Source organism: Bacillus niameyensis, assembly GCF_001375535.1.
In the GTDB taxonomy this organism is placed as follows: Bacteria; Bacillota; Bacilli; order Bacillales; family Bacillaceae_C; genus Lederbergia; species Lederbergia niameyensis.
Genome location: NZ_LN831197.1, coordinates 241,242 through 257,315 on the forward strand (window position 1 = coordinate 241,242; position 16,074 = coordinate 257,315).

12 protein-coding genes and 1 riboswitch are annotated in these 16,074 nt (G+C 40.0%); of the genes, 11 read left to right on the plus strand and 1 reads right to left on the minus strand.

The annotated features are described in order from the left end of the window. Positions 1 to 37 precede the first annotated feature (37 nt). The 6 genes from BN1243_RS01230 (at position 38) to BN1243_RS01255 (ending at position 6,077) form a co-directional block, all read left to right on the plus strand. Positions 38 to 232, plus strand: a complete 195-nt coding sequence (locus tag BN1243_RS01230) for a Clp protease/crotonase-like domain-containing protein (protein WP_268258077.1) — start codon at positions 38 to 40, stop codon at positions 230 to 232. Positions 233 to 437: 205 nt separating this feature from the next. Continuing rightward, a complete protein-coding gene (locus tag BN1243_RS01235; protein ID WP_062104471.1) occupies positions 438 to 1,202 on the plus strand; it encodes an electron transfer flavoprotein subunit beta/FixA family protein in 765 nt (254 codons plus the stop codon). Positions 1,203 to 1,262: 60 nt separating this feature from the next. Continuing rightward, positions 1,263 to 2,243: an electron transfer flavoprotein subunit alpha/FixB family protein gene (locus BN1243_RS01240; RefSeq protein WP_062104472.1), complete on the plus strand. Its 981-nt coding sequence runs from the start codon at positions 1,263 to 1,265 to the stop codon at positions 2,241 to 2,243. 99 nt (positions 2,244 to 2,342) lie between these two features. Continuing rightward, positions 2,343 to 2,657: a thioredoxin gene (trxA, locus tag BN1243_RS01245; protein ID WP_062104473.1), complete on the plus strand. Its 315-nt coding sequence runs from the start codon at positions 2,343 to 2,345 to the stop codon at positions 2,655 to 2,657. A gap of 75 nt (positions 2,658 to 2,732) precedes the next feature. Next, positions 2,733 to 4,505, plus strand: coding sequence for an excinuclease ABC subunit UvrC (gene uvrC / locus BN1243_RS01250; RefSeq protein WP_062110278.1), 1,773 nt, complete (start codon positions 2,733 to 2,735; stop codon positions 4,503 to 4,505). Positions 4,506 to 4,550: 45 nt separating this feature from the next. After that, positions 4,551 to 4,736, plus strand: a riboswitch (Lysine riboswitch). A 111-nt stretch (positions 4,737 to 4,847) separates the two neighbouring features. Next, positions 4,848 to 6,077 carry an aspartate kinase gene (locus tag BN1243_RS01255; protein WP_062110280.1) on the plus strand — a complete coding sequence of 410 codons (1,230 nt, stop codon included), beginning with the start codon at positions 4,848 to 4,850 and terminating at the stop codon, positions 6,075 to 6,077. A gap of 155 nt (positions 6,078 to 6,232) precedes the next feature. Here the strand turns inward: BN1243_RS01255 and BN1243_RS01260 are convergent, their stop codons facing one another. Continuing rightward, a complete protein-coding gene (locus tag BN1243_RS01260) occupies positions 6,233 to 6,691 on the minus strand; it encodes a YslB family protein (protein WP_062104474.1) in 459 nt (152 codons plus the stop codon). A gap of 323 nt (positions 6,692 to 7,014) precedes the next feature. On the opposite strand from BN1243_RS01260, the gene BN1243_RS01265 reads away from it, so the two are divergent. The 5 genes from BN1243_RS01265 (at position 7,015) to BN1243_RS01285 (ending at position 15,993) form a co-directional block, all read left to right on the plus strand. Further along, on the plus strand, positions 7,015 to 7,647 hold the full coding sequence (locus BN1243_RS01265; protein WP_062104475.1) for a succinate dehydrogenase cytochrome b558 subunit: 633 nt from the start codon (positions 7,015 to 7,017) through the stop codon (positions 7,645 to 7,647). 254 nt (positions 7,648 to 7,901) lie between these two features. Continuing rightward, positions 7,902 to 9,662 carry a succinate dehydrogenase flavoprotein subunit gene (sdhA, locus tag BN1243_RS01270; RefSeq protein WP_062104476.1) on the plus strand — a complete coding sequence of 587 codons (1,761 nt, stop codon included), beginning with the start codon at positions 7,902 to 7,904 and terminating at the stop codon, positions 9,660 to 9,662. 2 nt (positions 9,663 to 9,664) lie between these two features. Continuing rightward, positions 9,665 to 10,432 carry a succinate dehydrogenase iron-sulfur subunit gene (gene sdhB / locus BN1243_RS01275; RefSeq protein ID WP_062104477.1) on the plus strand — a complete coding sequence of 256 codons (768 nt, stop codon included), beginning with the start codon at positions 9,665 to 9,667 and terminating at the stop codon, positions 10,430 to 10,432. Between the two features lie 357 nt (positions 10,433 to 10,789). Further along, positions 10,790 to 15,541, plus strand: a complete 4,752-nt coding sequence (locus tag BN1243_RS21940; protein WP_062104478.1) for an LPXTG cell wall anchor domain-containing protein — start codon at positions 10,790 to 10,792, stop codon at positions 15,539 to 15,541. Between the two features lie 227 nt (positions 15,542 to 15,768). Then, a complete protein-coding gene (locus BN1243_RS01285) occupies positions 15,769 to 15,993 on the plus strand; it encodes a helix-turn-helix domain-containing protein (protein WP_062104479.1) in 225 nt (74 codons plus the stop codon). The last annotated feature ends 81 nt before the right edge of the window (positions 15,994 to 16,074 follow it).

A 16,074-nucleotide genomic window follows, 5' to 3' on the forward strand; every position in this document is an offset into this window, starting at 1 on the left:
ATTTCAACACTAGATAAAGTCGCTATTCGCAGCAGAACTGTTGATGATAAGTGATACTTTGACTGGGAAAGACGCTGTAAAATGGGGTCTAGCCGACTCTTCTTATCCTGAAGAAGAGCTGCTTGATAGAGGAAAAGATTTAGCCCATAAAATTGCTAAGAAAAGCCCGGTTGTTCTGAATGCAGCGATTGCTCAATTGCAATACAGCAGAACGGATAAATTTAATAGATGAATTGAGAAGAAGCCCGACACTTTGGCAAGCTGTTTGTTTCCGAAGCAGCTAAAGAGGGGATTCAAGCGTTTGTTGAAAAACGTGAAACTAAATTTTATTTTTTTAAGAAGATGCTTATTCGCCACTGTCATCATGTTAAATTCAGCTCGGTAGAAAGTACGTCGCTATTCTTACAAAAATGTGATTATAGGAGGTTATCGTTCGAATGAATATCTATGTGCTGTTAAAAAGAACATTTGACACTGAAGAGCGAATTACCATCTCAGGGGGTCAGATCGATCAAGATGGTGCGGAATTCATTATCAATCCTTATGATGAGTATGCTGTTGAGGAAGCCATTCGTATTAGGGATAAACATGGTGGAGAAGTGACAGTTCTTTCTGTTGGTGAAGAGGATACTGAGAAGCAACTGAGAACGGCCCTTGCAATGGGAGCTGATAAAGCAGCTTTAATTAACATTGAAGACGATGTTGAGGAGACGGACGAATTCTCAATCGCAATGATTATCGGAGAATTTTTAAAGGATAAAGAAGCAGATTTAATATTAGCTGGAAATGTGGCCGTTGATGGAGGATCTGGACAAATAGGTCCACGTATCGCCGACATTTTAGGAATTCCCCATGTTACTACAATAACAAAAATAGAAATTTCGGGAGAGCAAGTTACAGTAACAAGAGATGTGGAAGGGGATTCAGAAGTTATTGAATCGACTTTACCACTACTTGTTACCACTCAACAAGGTTTAAATGACCCGAGGTATCCATCACTCCCCGGGATTATGAAGGCGAAGAAAAAACCGTTAGAAGAACTGGAATTAGATGATCTGGATCTTGATGAAGATGATGTTGAACCGAAAACAAAGACAATAGAGGTTTTTCTTCCATTGGAAAAATCAGCGGGACGAATATTGGAAGGAGAATTACAAGAACAAGTGAAGGAATTAGCTAACCTGTTAAGTAAACAGCTTTAACCAATCCATTGATAAAATCTATGAAAATAGGATTTAAAGTAGGACGGGGAGGTTCTAAAATTGGCAAATAAAGTATTAATACTTGCTGAATTGCGAGACCAACAAGTTCGAAATGTTTCATTTGAGGCTATTGCTGCTGGAAAGAAACTGGCTGCTGGTGGAGAGGTTGTAGCTCTCTTAATGGGTGATTCTGTTAAAAGCCAATGTGAAAAAATGTTTCAGTATGGTGCTGATCGAGTTGTGATTATTGAAGATGAAAAATTGGAAAATTATACTCCTGATGGATACTCACAAGCTTTTCTAGCTGTTTATGATAAAGAAAAACCACATGCTATTGTATTTGGTCACACTGCACTTGGGAAGGATTTTTCCCCGAAGGTTGCGAATAAATTGAAGTTAGGCTTAATCTCGGATGTTATTGCAATTGAAGAGGAAAACAGAGAGTTTGTCTACACTAGGCCTATTTATTCAGGAAAGGCTTTTGAGAAAAAAGTGGTTAAAGAAGGAATTCCTTTTATTACGATTCGTCCTAACAATATTGAAGCATTATCAAAAGATGAATCACGAACGGGAGAAATTACACCAATTACAGTAGAAATTAATAATCTTCGTACGACTATTAAAGAAATTGTTCGAAAAGCAAGTGATGGAGTAGATCTTTCCGAAGCAAATGTCATTGTAGCTGGAGGCAGGGGAGTAAAAAGTGCGGAAGGCTTTAAACCACTTCATGAACTTGCGAATGTTCTTGGTGGAGCCGTTGGTGCTTCTAGAGGAGCTTGTGATGCAGACTACTGTGATTATTCGTTACAGATTGGTCAAACTGGAAAAGTTGTCACACCCGATATCTATATTGCTTGTGGCATCTCAGGAGCGATTCAACATTTAGCCGGAATGTCTAACTCCAAAATTATTGTAGCGATTAATAAGGACCCAGAAGCAAATATCTTTAATATTGCAGATTACGGGATTGTCGGAGATTTATTTGAAGTAGTTCCTCTTTTGACGGAAGAATTTCGCAAATTGAAAGCAATATCATCTTGATTTTAGGGGAGAATAGAGGAAAGCAGATTATTAGCATGTATATAACGTAGATGATATACTGTCTTTAGTTTCTCAATGTATATTAGGAGGGTTACAAACATGGCAATTTCACATGCTACTGACCAAAGCTTTGCCTCTGAAATTAGCGAAGGGGTAGTGTTGGTTGACTTTTGGGCTACTTGGTGCGGCCCATGTAAAATGATTGCTCCAGTCTTGGAAGAACTTGATTCCGATTTGAATGGAAAGGCAAAAATCGTTAAACTAGACGTTGATGAAAACCCAGATACAGCTGCAAAATATGGTGTTATGAGTATTCCAACGTTAATTCTTTTTAAAGACGGGGAACAAGTTGATAAAACAGTTGGTTTTCAGCCAAAAGAATCTTTGGCAGAACTAGTAAATAAACATTTGTAATATGAAAAGACAAATGATCCGGGCTGAGTCCCGGATTTTTTAATAAAGAAATTTTCACCAGGTGGGTGAATGGACATGAATATTCAAATAAAAAACAAACTAGAAATCCTTCCAGACCAACCAGGGTGTTATTTAATGAAGGATCGGCAAGGAACTATTATTTATGTTGGAAAAGCGAAAATTTTAAAAAACCGCGTGCGATCGTATTTTTCAGGTACGCATGATACGAAAACTCAAAGACTTGTTAGTGAAATTGAAGATTTTGAGTATATTGTCACTTCTTCGAATATCGAAGCACTTATCTTAGAAATGAACTTAATTAAAAAACATGATCCTAAATACAATATCATGTTAAAAGATGATAAAAGCTACCCATATATTAAAATTACGAACGAACGTCATCCCCGACTTATTATTACGCGGAAAGTGAAAAAGGATAAGGGGAAATATTTTGGTCCGTATCCAAATGTGTATGCAGCCACGGAAACAAAAAAACTCCTCGACCGTCTCTATCCTCTGAGAAAATGTAAAACAATGTGTGACCGTATTTGTCTCTATTATCAGCTGGGTCAATGCCTTGCTCCAAGTGTGAATGATGTATCACTAGAGACGTATAAAAAAATAACTGATGAGATTAGCCGGTTTTTACATGGTGGCTATTTAGATATAAAAAAAGAGCTTCAAAGTAAAATGGAGGAAGCTGCTGAAAAACTTGAGTTTGAAAGAGCGAAAGAATATCGAGATAAAATTGCCCACATTGAAATAACAATGGAAAAACAAAAGATGATGACCGCTGATTTTGTTGATCGTGATGTATTTGGTTATGCGATTGATAAGGGGTGGATGTGTGTCCAAGTGTTTTTCGTAAGGCAAGGAAAATTAATAGAACGTGACGTTTCAATTTTTCCTGTCTATGGTGAGCAGGAAGAAGAATTCCTAACTTTTCTTGGGCAATTTTATTCACAGCCTAACCATTTTAAACCGAAGGAAATTTTAATTCCAGAAACGGTAGACCAACTATTAGCTGAACAGCTCTTAGATATAAAAGTGTTCCAACCGAAAAAAGGACAAAAGCGAGATTTAGTAATACTTGCTGAAAAGAATGCTCAAATTGCTTTAAAGGAAAAATTTTCATTGATTGAAAAAGATGAAAAACGAACTGTTCTCGCAGTTGAGAAATTAGGGGAAGCAATGGGCATCTATCCTCCATATAGGATTGAGGCCTTTGATAACTCTAATCTTCAAGGTACTGATCCTGTATCAGCATTAGTTGTTTTCACGAATGGAAAGCCAGATAAAAAAGAATATCGTAAATATAAAATTAAAACCGTAAAGGGCCCAGATGATTATGAATCTATGCGAGAAGTTATTAGAAGGAGATATACTAGAGTTCTTCGTTCAAAGTTGCCGCTACCCGATTTGATTTTAATCGATGGCGGCAAGGGACAGATTGAAGCAGCAAGAGAAATCTTAGAAGATGAATTGAATCTTGATATTCCAATCGCAGGATTAGCTAAAGATGAAAAGCATCGTACATCACAACTCCTGTTTGGGAGTCCTCTTGAGATAGTTCCCCTTAGTCGAAAAGCTCAAGAATTTTACTTGCTGCAAAGAATTCAAGATGAAGTTCATCGGTTTGCTATAACGTTCCATCGCCAATTGCGTGGGAAAACAGCCTTCCAATCCACTCTTGATGATATAGAAGGGATTGGACCGGCTCGGAAAAAAGCATTACTCCGTCATTTCGGATCGTTAAAAAAAATGAAAGAAGCAAGTGTAGATGATTTTATAAACATTGGGATTCCGAGCAAGATTGCTACAAAGTTGAAAGAACATTTAAAAGAATAGGGTTGTAAAGTAATAAAGCAAGTGCTATAATGAATTCAATTTCATAAAAATGATAGAGGCGCAAATCTTTAAGAGTAGAAACCAGGAGAAGTACGGGCTTCCTTGATAGGTTTTGAAAGGGAAGGTTTGCCGAAGTGGAAGAATGCCCATAACATTGTTCTGCTGGTTCTGCGTTTAAGAAATGTAGAATTGTCAAAGTGGAAAATATCACTTTGGAGAGCTATCTCATGTTGTGATCTATAAACAATAACTAGTACATTTCACAAGCAATGAGAAGAAACTCTCATTGCTTTTTTATGTTGTGATGGATCACGAATTTACTTCGGAAGGGTAGGCATGATAATGGAAACGATCGTGATTAAATTCGGTGGCTCATCATTAAGCACCACTGATAAAATTAAGACTGTAGCAAAACGGATATTGGATGTAAAAAAACAAGGTAATCAAGTAGTAGTTGTTGTTTCTGCCATGGGAAAAACAACAGACCAACTTCTAAATTTGGCAGGACAATTAACAGAACATCCAGCTAAAAGAGAGATGGATATGCTCCTTTCCACTGGAGAACAAGTATCCATCTCACTGCTAACAATGGCACTTACTGAAATGGGAGAAGAGGCGATTTCATTTACTGGTTGGCAAGCAGGAATTATCACCGAAAGTGTTCATTCTAAAGCACGTATAGTAGATATTAAAGTCGAAAAAATGAAAAAGCATTTAAGTACTGGAAAAATTATTGTTGTAGCAGGTTTCCAAGGGGTTACAGAGGATGGAGAGATTACAACACTTGGAAGAGGTGGATCTGACACGACAGCAGTTGCAATAGCAGCAGCTCTTGAAGCAAAACGCTGCTTAATTTGTACCGACGTTACAGGAGTATTTACATCAGATCCAAGATATGTTTCTGATGCTCGGAAACTACCGTCTATCTCTTATGGAGAAATGTTAGAATTGGCCAATCTTGGAGCCGGAGTTCTACACCCGAGAGCAGTTGAATTTGCAAAAAATTATCAAGTTGATCTTGAGGTAAGATCTAGTACCGAAAATGAAGAAGGAACAGTCATTGAGGAGGAAGCATCTATGGAATCTAACTTAGTAGTAAGAGGGGTAGCATTTGAAAAAGGTATTACAAGATTAACAGTGTTTGGATTGAAAAATGAATGGAATGGATTATCTGCTATCTTTTCTGCCTTAGCTCAAAATCAAATTGACGTCGATATTATTATTCAAAGCCAAACAGATGCAAAAATGAATTTATCATTTTCAATTAAGAGTAAGGACTTAGAAGATGCTGTGCAAGTTTTGGAACATCAAAAAGAAGTGATTGGTTTTGAAAGTATTGAATATGAAGCCAATTTGGCTAAAGTATCGATTGTAGGATCAGGAATGGTTTCAAATCCAGGTGTTGCTGCACAAATGTTTACAGCTTTAGCAAATGATGAAATCCAAGTGAAGATGGTCAGCACATCTGAAATTAAAATCTCCGTAGTTGTTGGCGAAGAAAAAATGCAGAAAGCTGCACAAATTCTTCATGGGGAATTTAAATTAAATGAGGTTACTCAAACGATCAATTAATATTTATTTTACATTTAATGGTGTAAGACAGCGTTTAAGAATGGTAAGTGGGGGACAAACAAGTATTTTTAATCCATGCGTTAGATAGTCTGTACGTTCGTTAAAAAAGGGCATTCTCACTTGAATAATCAGTGAGGAAAGCCCTGAATAACGGTTTAGCCATGTATTGGGTCTTTTTTGTCCCAACGAACTGTAATTAAAACTTTATTTTTCTTTTTCAATATTTCATCATATGCTTCAGAGGTAAAATTCTTTTTGGACTGAATTTGCTCTGCAATAAAACCGGCCTCAAGTCGGAAACTTGGATCCTGCTGCATTTCGATTCGTCTTTCGATGATGCCGCCGGTTAATTCAAACTTCATTTCTTGTTTGCTTTCTTCAATAAGCTCAAGATTGCCCCAAGCGGCTTCGAGAAAGAAAGAAACGATTTCATCAGTAGAAAGAAGCGGGAATTTGCGAGCAAGATTTTTTCCGGCCCAATATGAAATTTCCTCTGTATCTTTACCTAACAGGTCAGGAATTAAAATATCCCGTAATAATTCATAAGCAAAAGTTGAAATTGTGAGTTGATTTTTGGATTCTTGGTCAAGATTTTGGTTTAATGTATCTTTCACTATGATCCCCCTTTTTGGAATAAAACAACAAGGGAAGCAGCTCAGCTTATTAGCATTGCTATCGTTACCTTGGGAATAAGACTATTATATAATATAACTATTATATACGAATATAATAGAAATGAAAAAATATATTCTTATTTAAAACATGTATAATCAAGAAATAATCAATGTGAAACCGTTACCTTGACGCTTTGTAAAGGTAAGAGTAAAATGAAATGTGTCCACAAAATTGAAAAAAATATTAGTGTTGTTGGATCGTGTTATAAAATTGCTGCGGTTTTTTCCACAACACAGACGTTAACGACTAAGGGGGGTAAATTGTGGCGGGGAAAAATGAATTTTATTGGCGCAGGCTGCATTCTTTATTAGGGGTAATACCTGTTGGTCTTTTTTTAGTGCAGCATCTTGTGATCAATCACTTTGCTACACAAGGAGAAGAGGCATTTAATAAGGCTTCAGGTTTCATGGGAAATCTACCATTTGTCATCTTCCTAGAATTCGGAGTTATTTACATACCGCTATTGTTTCATGCTATTTTAGGGATTTATATTGCTTTTACTGCAAACAACAATCCAATTAGATTAGGATGGTTCCGAAACTGGATGTTTACCATTCAACGAATTTCCGGAATTATATTGTTGGCATTTATCGCATGGCATGTTTGGGAAACACGTATTCAGAAAGCGTTTTTTGGTGTAGAAGTGAATTTTAAAATGATGGAAGAGATTTTGTCGAATCCAGTCGTTTTAATTCTATACATTATCGGAATTCTCTCAGCTACCTTTCATCTATCAAATGGTCTATGGTCATTTCTTGTTAGGTGGGGGATTACGCAATCACCTAAATCCCAGCGAATTTCATCTTGGGTAATGGGCATTGTGTTTGTCGTGCTTACTATCATTGGGGTGCGTGCAGCATTAGCGTTTGTCTATCCGGATCTATTCGTTGGATAAATTGAAAAGTGTAACCACCTGGTGTAACAACAGCTAAAGATACGCTCTCAAGTTGGCCTGATATAAAGGGAACACGGTGAGACGATGGTGACTTATTGTAGAAAAAAGTCGCTGCTCGCAGGAGCTAGTCAATAGAAACTTGTAAGCGCCCGCTTAGGGACGCATGAACTTTTAAGGTAAGGAAACACGATGGTTATGTTGCTTAGAGCAACTAGACAATTTGAATTACGGTTAAAAAAGGAGTGAGTCACACGATGAGTAATGGGAAAATCATCGTGGTCGGTGGCGGATTAGCCGGCTTGATGGCAACAATCAAAATTGCAGAAGAAGGGAAGCAAGTGGATCTTTTTTCACTTGTTCCAGTTAAACGTTCTCATTCCGTCTGTGCGCAAGGCGGAATTAATGGAGCAGTTAATACAAAAGGTGAAGGGGATTCTCCTTGGATCCACTTTGATGATACCGTTTATGGTGGCGATTTTTTAGCGAACCAGCCACCAGTTAAAGCAATGTGTGAAGCAGCACCAGGAATTATCAATCTATTAGATCGGATGGGGGTTATGTTCAATAGGACCCCTGAAGGTTTACTTGATTTCCGCCGATTTGGTGGAACACAACATCATCGGACGGCTTTTGCCGGCGCAACAACTGGACAACAGTTGTTATATGCTTTGGACGAACAGGTGCGCCGTCATGAGGTAGCGGGCTTAGTCTCCAAATTTGAAGGCTGGGATTTCCTAGGGATTATTCAAGATGATGCTGGGGTTTGCCGTGGAGTTGTTGCTCAAAATATGACAACGATGGAAATTCAATCATTTCCAGCTGATGCGGTCATTTTAGCAACAGGTGGACCGGGAATTATCTTCGGAAAATCAACTAACTCTGTTATTAATACAGGTTCTGCTGCTTCTATTGTTTACCAACAGGGAGCAACCTATGCAAATGGTGAATTTATTCAAATACATCCAACAGCTATACCTGGTGATGATAAATTAAGACTTATGAGTGAATCAGCTCGTGGAGAAGGCGGTCGTATCTGGACGTATAAAGATGGGAAACCATGGTATTTCCTTGAAGAAAAATACCCAGCCTATGGAAACCTTGTTCCTCGTGATATAGCTACACGTGAAATATTCCATGTATGTGTGGATGAGAAGCTCGGCATTAACGGAGAAAACATGGTTTATCTTGATCTTTCTCATAAAGATCCGCATGAATTAGATGTTAAACTTGGTGGAATTATAGAAATCTATGAGAAATTTACTGGTGAGGATCCACGTAAAGTTCCTATGAAAATCTTCCCAGCTGTCCACTATTCAATGGGCGGTCTCTGGGTCGATTATCAACAACATACGAATATTGAGGGCTTGTTTGCTGCTGGGGAGTGCGATTATTCTCAGCATGGTGCGAATCGTCTTGGTGCTAACTCCTTACTATCTGCTATATACGGCGGGATGGTTGCAGGTCCAGAAGCTGTCAAATACATTAATGGCCTAGAAAAGAGTCACGACTCCCTTCCTTCTTCTTTATATGATTCTGCTGTTAAAAAGGAAGAAGAAAAGTGGGCAAATATCATGTCAATGAGTGGGGAAGAAAACGCCTATGTTCTGCATAAAGAACTTGGGGAATGGATGACAGATAACGTAACAGTTGTCCGCTATAATGACAAATTAAAAGCAACAGATGATAAGATCCTTGAATTGATGGACCGCTGGAAAAACATCAATATTAATGATACATCTAGCTGGAGTAATCAAGGTGCAATGTTTACAAGACAGCTGTGGCATATGCTACAACTAGCTCGAGTGATTACAATTGGCGCGTTAAATCGAAATGAAAGTAGAGGCGCCCATTACAAACCAGATTTCCCTGAGCGAAATGATGCAGAATGGCTGAAAACGACAAAAGCAGATTATAATGCTAGTAAAAATACACCTGAATTCAGTTATGAAGATGTGGATGTTTCACTTATTAAACCTCGAGAACGCAACTATGCTAAGAAGAAAGAGGTGAAATAAAGATGAGTACAAATAAAAAGGTAACCTTTATTATTACTCGTCAGGATAAAGCAGACTCAAAGCCATATGAAGAAAGATTCGAGTTGGATTACCGTCCAAATATGAATGTGATTTCCGCCTTGATGGAAATTCGAAGAAATCCTGTAACGGCAGAAGGTAAAAAAACTACACCAGTTGCTTGGGATATGAACTGTCTTGAGGAAGTATGCGGTGCGTGCTCTATGGTCATTAATGGCAAGCCACAGCAATCTTGTACAGCTCTTATAGACAAGCTTGAACAGCCGATACGACTAGCTCCTATGGCAACCTTCCCAGTAGTTCGGGACTTAGTTGTTGATAGAAGTAGAATGTTTGATTCATTGAAAAGAATTAAAGCTTGGATTCCAATTGATGGAACTTATGATTTGGGTCCAGGTCCACGTATGCCTGAAAGAAGACGTCAATGGGCGTATGAGCTTTCTAAATGTATGACCTGTGGTGTCTGTCTTGAAGCATGTCCAAATGTAAATAGTAAATCTAATTTTATTGGTCCGGCGTTTTTATCGCTTGTTCGTCTTTACAATGCCCATCCAACAGGTGCAATGAACAAGGATGAGCGTTTGGAAGCCTTAATGGATGAAGGTGGAATTCAAGATTGTGGTAATTCACAAAACTGTGTGCAAGTCTGCCCGAAAGGAATTCCTCTTACAACATCGATTGCGGCTATGAACCGTGCGACTAACGTCCAAATGTTTAAAAATTTCTTTGGAAGCGACCGTATGGTAGATTAATCAAATTAATCACATATTACGAAACAAGCGGCTTATAGTAGCCGCTTGTTTTTTATTTTTCAAGGTTAATTCCTTCTAGTAAAAAGAGCAATTCACAAATAGGTCTTTAGTATTGCGATCTATTGAAATTTACCATGCGATTAACATCCAAAGGTCTAATTGAGAAAAGAGAGGCTATTACCTATTTCTTATATTTTTAAAAATTCACAAAATTGGTTGTTTTTATTTACCCATTTGTTAAGCTTTTAGTGAACTTTAAGGCAGTTATTATAGAATAATTTGTCCCAGTTCTAATACATATGAGGGGGGAAATGTGTTAGTTTTTAATGATTATTGACAAAAGGGGAGGTATATTATTTGCGCAAAAAGACAAAAATTTGTTTTTTTAGAACTTTCGCTGCAATCGTTCTTATTGCTGGATTATTCAATCCAGTTGTAGCAGCAGCTGAAAATTCAGATGGAAATGTTACACTAGAGAATTCAAAAGTCGATACTTCAAATAATGTTGAAAATGTAGAAGATGATGTTTTAGGCGAAGGGGAGACTGAAAATACAAAAAACTCTGAAGCCAAAATTCCTGATCAAGAATCTGAGAAAGAGAATACTACTATCGAGGATACTAAAAATAATGAAAACTTAGAATCCGTAAATGAAGATGAAGGCCCAAAAGGTAAAGAATCTTCAGAGGGTGAAGGAACAGAGGGAGCTGAAAGTTCAGAGGAAGAATCTTCAAATGAAGAATCTCTAAATGATAGTGAAGTACCAGCAGAAGATCCAGAAACTGAGACTGAAGAAACTAATAGTGATGGTGCAAATGAAGTAGAAGAACCAGAAAAAGATACGTCATCTAGAACCGAAGAAACTAAAAAAGAAGATTCCCCTGAAGTAGAAGAATCTGAAGCAGATGTATCATCTGAAGTTGAAGAAGAAGTATCATCGGATGATGAAGATCTAAATGATAATTCTACATTTAATACTAGTGAAGAGAATCCTTCTTCTATTTTCGAATATGGCGAGTTCGTTGGAAATATGATCTCACCAAATGGGGATGGAAAACATGATAATTCATCCTTAAAATTTAAGTTAAATCAAGATGCAGAGTTTGGACTTTATGTGCATGATGCAATGAATCCAAGGTCTGGTCCATATGGTAATGGTATTATTGGGGAAATAAAAGGAGTCGCTTCCTATACAGGAGGAATAGAACATTCTGTACCTATAGATGGTACATTTACACCGTTTTCTGGTAGTAAGAAAACATTAGACGACAGTGTTTACCTAGCTGTAGCGGTTGGAGACGAAGGATCATATGGAGAAATTGGTCCGCTTATCGTTAAATCATCTGCACCAGAAGTTGTCTTTGATTCAATTGACGATGTGATTAATGCTTCAAAAATAGATATCAAAGGTAAAATTAATGATAAATTTATTGACTATTTATCCGTAATTGATTTTCGCCTTGATCAAGCGTTAGAGGCAAACTGGGAATTAGTAAATGAAAATAACGAAGTAGTTGATAAGGGAAATCTTTGGATTTTTGATGTTGAGGATACTGAGTTTGAAATTAATTTAAAGGAATTGACGACGGGTAACTACACATTAAAAGTAAAAGTTCAAGATGCATTAGGAAATGCTACTGAGGAAACTTTACCCATTACTATTGCATTTGACTTACCAGATGATATATCAGAAATTGTGACTGAGGCATATCTGGCTAACAATGTAGTAAGTTCTTCAAATCGTTATACGTATTTACATGTAAACCTAACGGAAGAAGTAAAATTAATGGGAATCGTATGGGATGCGTTGAATCCTACTGGTGGTCCTTTAGGGGATGGTACTTTAGGTGCTATGCTTGATGAAGATTTCCAACATTGGAATTTATTCAAATATGGTCCTGAAGAAGATAAATTGTTTACCAGTACACGTTATTGTCCGTATGATTGGGGCTGGATGCCATGTGCGTGGGACTTAGCTGATGGGGTATATACAATTCAACTCTCTGCTATATTAGATGATATGTTCATAGATGGAGAGATTGAAGTTGGACCGTATTTCGTTAAGGAGTCTTCTGCAACAATTGACTTTGATCCGATCAATGGTCCAATCGAGCATACTTCTCTGACAGGGAATATTTCGGATAAGTTTATTGAGTGGGCGCCTACTGTTAGGGAAGTATATGATCCAAATTATGATGTTAATGAACATTTATTTGCATCTTATAAAGTAATGGATAAGCAAAATCAAATCGTTAAAGAGGGGCCATTAAGACTTAATCAAGATGGAACATTCACTGTGCCTGTTGGTGGTTTAACTGCTGGGAAATATACGGTTACAGTGAAAACAGGAGATGCTGGCAATAATGAGCCAACAGAAAAAAGTGTTACTTTTGAAGTAGGTAATGACGGTACACCTACTGATCCTGAAGAACCTGAAGAATTCGATATTAATTTGACTCCTTCAACAACTGAAGAAACAGATGGAGTGGTCACTGTATCCATTGATACGAATAGTGATACAGAAATTACTTCAATAAAATGGTTAAAGGGTAATAAAACTGTTGAAGATTTTACGGAAGCAGGAAACGTAATTAATGTAAACAACCCTACATTCCAAGTTGAAGAAAATGGAACATATACAATTTTTGCTCGGAATATTGACGGAATAACAGCTGTTAGTACTATTTCCATTAACAATATTGTTGAACCTGGAGAACCCGGTGAACCTGGAGAACCTGGAGAACCTGGAGAACCCGGAGAACCTGGAGAACCCGGAGAACCTGGAGAACCTGGAGAACCTGGAGAACCTGGAGAACCCGGAGAACCTGGAGAACCTGGAGAACCTGGAGAACCTGGAGAACCTGGAGAACCTGGAGAACCTGGAGAACCTGGAGAACCTGGAGAACCTGGAGAACCTGGAGAACCTGGAGAACCTGGAGAACCTGGAGAACCTGGAGAACCTGGAGAACCTGGAGAACCTGGAGAACCTGGAGAACCTGGAGAACCTGGAGAACCTGGAGAACCTGGAGAACCTGGAGAACCTGGAGAACCTGGAGAACCTGGAGAACCTGGAGAACCTGGAGAACCTGGAGAACCTGGAGAACCTGGAGAACCTGGAGAACCTGGAGAACCTGGAGAACCTGGAGAACCTGGAGAACCTGGAGAACCTGGAGAACCTGGAGAACCTGGAGAACCTGGAGAACCTGGAGAACCTGGAGAACCTGGAGAACCTGGAGAACCTGGAGAACCTGGAGAACCTGGAGAACCTGGAGAACCTGGAGAACCTGGAGAACCTGGAGAACCTGGAGAACCTGGAGAACCTGGAGAACCTGGAGAACCTGGAGAACCTGGAGAACCTGGAGAACCTGGAGAACCTGGAGAACCTGGAGAACCTGGAGAACCTGGAGAACCTGGAGAACCTGGAGAACCTGGAGAACCTGGAGAACCTGGAGAACCTGGAGAACCTGGAGAACCTGGAGAACCTGGAGAACCTGGAGAACCTGGAGAACCTGGAGAACCTGGAGAACCTGGAGAACCTGGAGAACCTGGAGAACCTGGAGAACCTGGAGAACCTGGAGAACCTGGAGAACCTGGAGAACCTGGAGAACCTGGAGAACCTGGAGAACCTGGAGAACCTGGAGAACCTGGAGAACCTGGAGAACCTGGAGAACCTGGAGAACCTGGAGAACCTGGAGAACCTGGAGAACCTGGAGAACCTGGAGAACCTGGAGAACCTGGAGAACCTGGAGAACCTGGAGAACCTGGAGAACCTGGAGAACCTGGAGAACCTGGAGAACCTGGAGAACCTGGAGAACCTGGAGAACCTGGAGAACCTGGAGAACCTGGAGAACCTGGAGAACCTGGAGAACCTGGAGAACCTGGAGAACCTGGAGAACCTGGAGAACCTGGAGAACCTGGAGAACCTGGAGAACCTGGAGAACCTGGAGAACCTGGAGAACCTGGAGAACCTGGAGAACCTGGAGAACCTGGAGAACCTGGAGAACCTGGAGAACCTGGAGAACCTGGAGAACCTGGAGAACCTGGAGAACCTGGAGAACCTGGAGAACCTGGAGAACCTGGAGAACCTGGAGAACCTGGAGAACCTGGAGAACCTGGAGAACCTGGAGAACCTGGAGAACCTGGAGAACCTGGAGAACCTGGAGAACCTGGAGAACCTGGAGAACCTGGAGAACCTGGAGAACCTGGAGAACCTGGAGAACCTGGAGAACCTGGAGAACCTGGAGAACCTGGAGAACCTGGAGAACCTGGAGAACCTGGAGAACCTGGAGAACCTGGAGAACCTGGAGAACCTGGAGAACCTGGAGAACCTGGAGAACCTGGAGAACCTGGAGAACCTGGAGAACCTGGAGAACCTGGAGAACCTGGAGAACCTGGAGAACCTGGAGAACCTGGAGAACCTGGAGAACCTGGAGAACCTGGAGAACCTGGAGAACCTGGAGAACCTGGAGAACCTGGAGAACCTGGAGAACCTGGAGAACCTGGAGAACCTGGAGAACCTGGAGAACCTGGAGAACCTGGAGAACCTGGAGAACCTGGAGAACCTGGAGAACCTGGAGAACCTGGAGAACCTGGAGAACCTGGAGAACCTGGAGAACCTGGAGAACCCGGTGAACCTGGAGAACCTGGAGAACCTGGAGAACCTGGAGAACCCGGTGAACCTGGAGAACCTGGAGAACCTGGAGAACCTGGAGAACCTGGAGAACCTGGAGAACCCGGTGAACCTGGAGAACCCGGTGAACCTGGAGAACCTGGAGAACCCGGTGAACCTGGAGAACCTGGAGAACCTGGAGAACCTGGAGAACCCGGAAAACCTGGGGAACCTGGAGAACCCGGAAAACCTGGGGAGCCTGGAGAACCTGGGGAGCCCGGAAAACCTGGAAAGCCAGAACAATCAGGTGATCCAAAAGACCCTGGAAAATCCAATAATAATGGTTCTAATAAAAACACATCAAAAACCGATACTGATGGGAAACAACTGCCAAACACAGCTACCCAAACATTTAATTTACTCGCAATTGGAGTAGCATTACTTATGATTGGTGGTCTCCTCTCTTTTATCGCTTATAGACGAAGACAAGACACAATGTAATTTCTTTAATTTAGTGAAGCTCATTAAGCATATCTATGCTTGATGGGCTTTTCTAAATGTATGAAGTCAAATGACGAACGGGCAACAGCTTAAATTTCGCCTATTTAGTGATTACTTGCCTTTTGTATGTCACTCAGTATCATTTTTCCACATATGATAACGTGACAACCAAAAAAATACCCATCCCCACGGTTTAAAGCTGGCGAAGGCAAGGAGGGTTATCATAGTTGAAGGAGAATGAGTTCACACACAAACCACTGCTGACAAAAAGAGAAAGAGAAGTATTCGAACTGTTAGTACAAGATAAAACAACGAAAGAAATAGCGCAAGAGCTTTTTATAAGTGAAAAGACAGTTCGGAACCACATATCCAACGCCATGCAAAAATTGGGAGTTAAAGGTCGATCCCAGGCTGTCGTGGAGCTCTTGCGCATGGGGGAATTAAAGCTATAAGAGAGGGCGAAAGCAACTTTCTTATATCTAAAACAAAACCGGCTACCTATTGGAAGCCGGTTTTGATGTTAACTTCTTTAT

Bases quoted from the DNA above. Each gene is read 5' to 3' on its own strand.
- trxA (WP_062104473.1), top strand. From the start codon at position 2,343: ATGGCAATTTCACATGCTACTGACCAAAGCTTTGCCTCTGAAATTAGC.
- sdhA (WP_062104476.1), top strand. From the start codon at position 7,902: ATGAGTAATGGGAAAATCATCGTGGTCGGTGGCGGATTAGCCGGCTTG.
- sdhB (WP_062104477.1), top strand. From the start codon at position 9,665: ATGAGTACAAATAAAAAGGTAACCTTTATTATTACTCGTCAGGATAAA.
- BN1243_RS01255 (WP_062110280.1), top strand. From the start codon at position 4,848: ATGGAAACGATCGTGATTAAATTCGGTGGCTCATCATTAAGCACCACT.
- BN1243_RS01235 (WP_062104471.1), top strand. From the start codon at position 438: ATGAATATCTATGTGCTGTTAAAAAGAACATTTGACACTGAAGAGCGA.
- uvrC (WP_062110278.1), top strand. From the start codon at position 2,733: ATGAATATTCAAATAAAAAACAAACTAGAAATCCTTCCAGACCAACCA.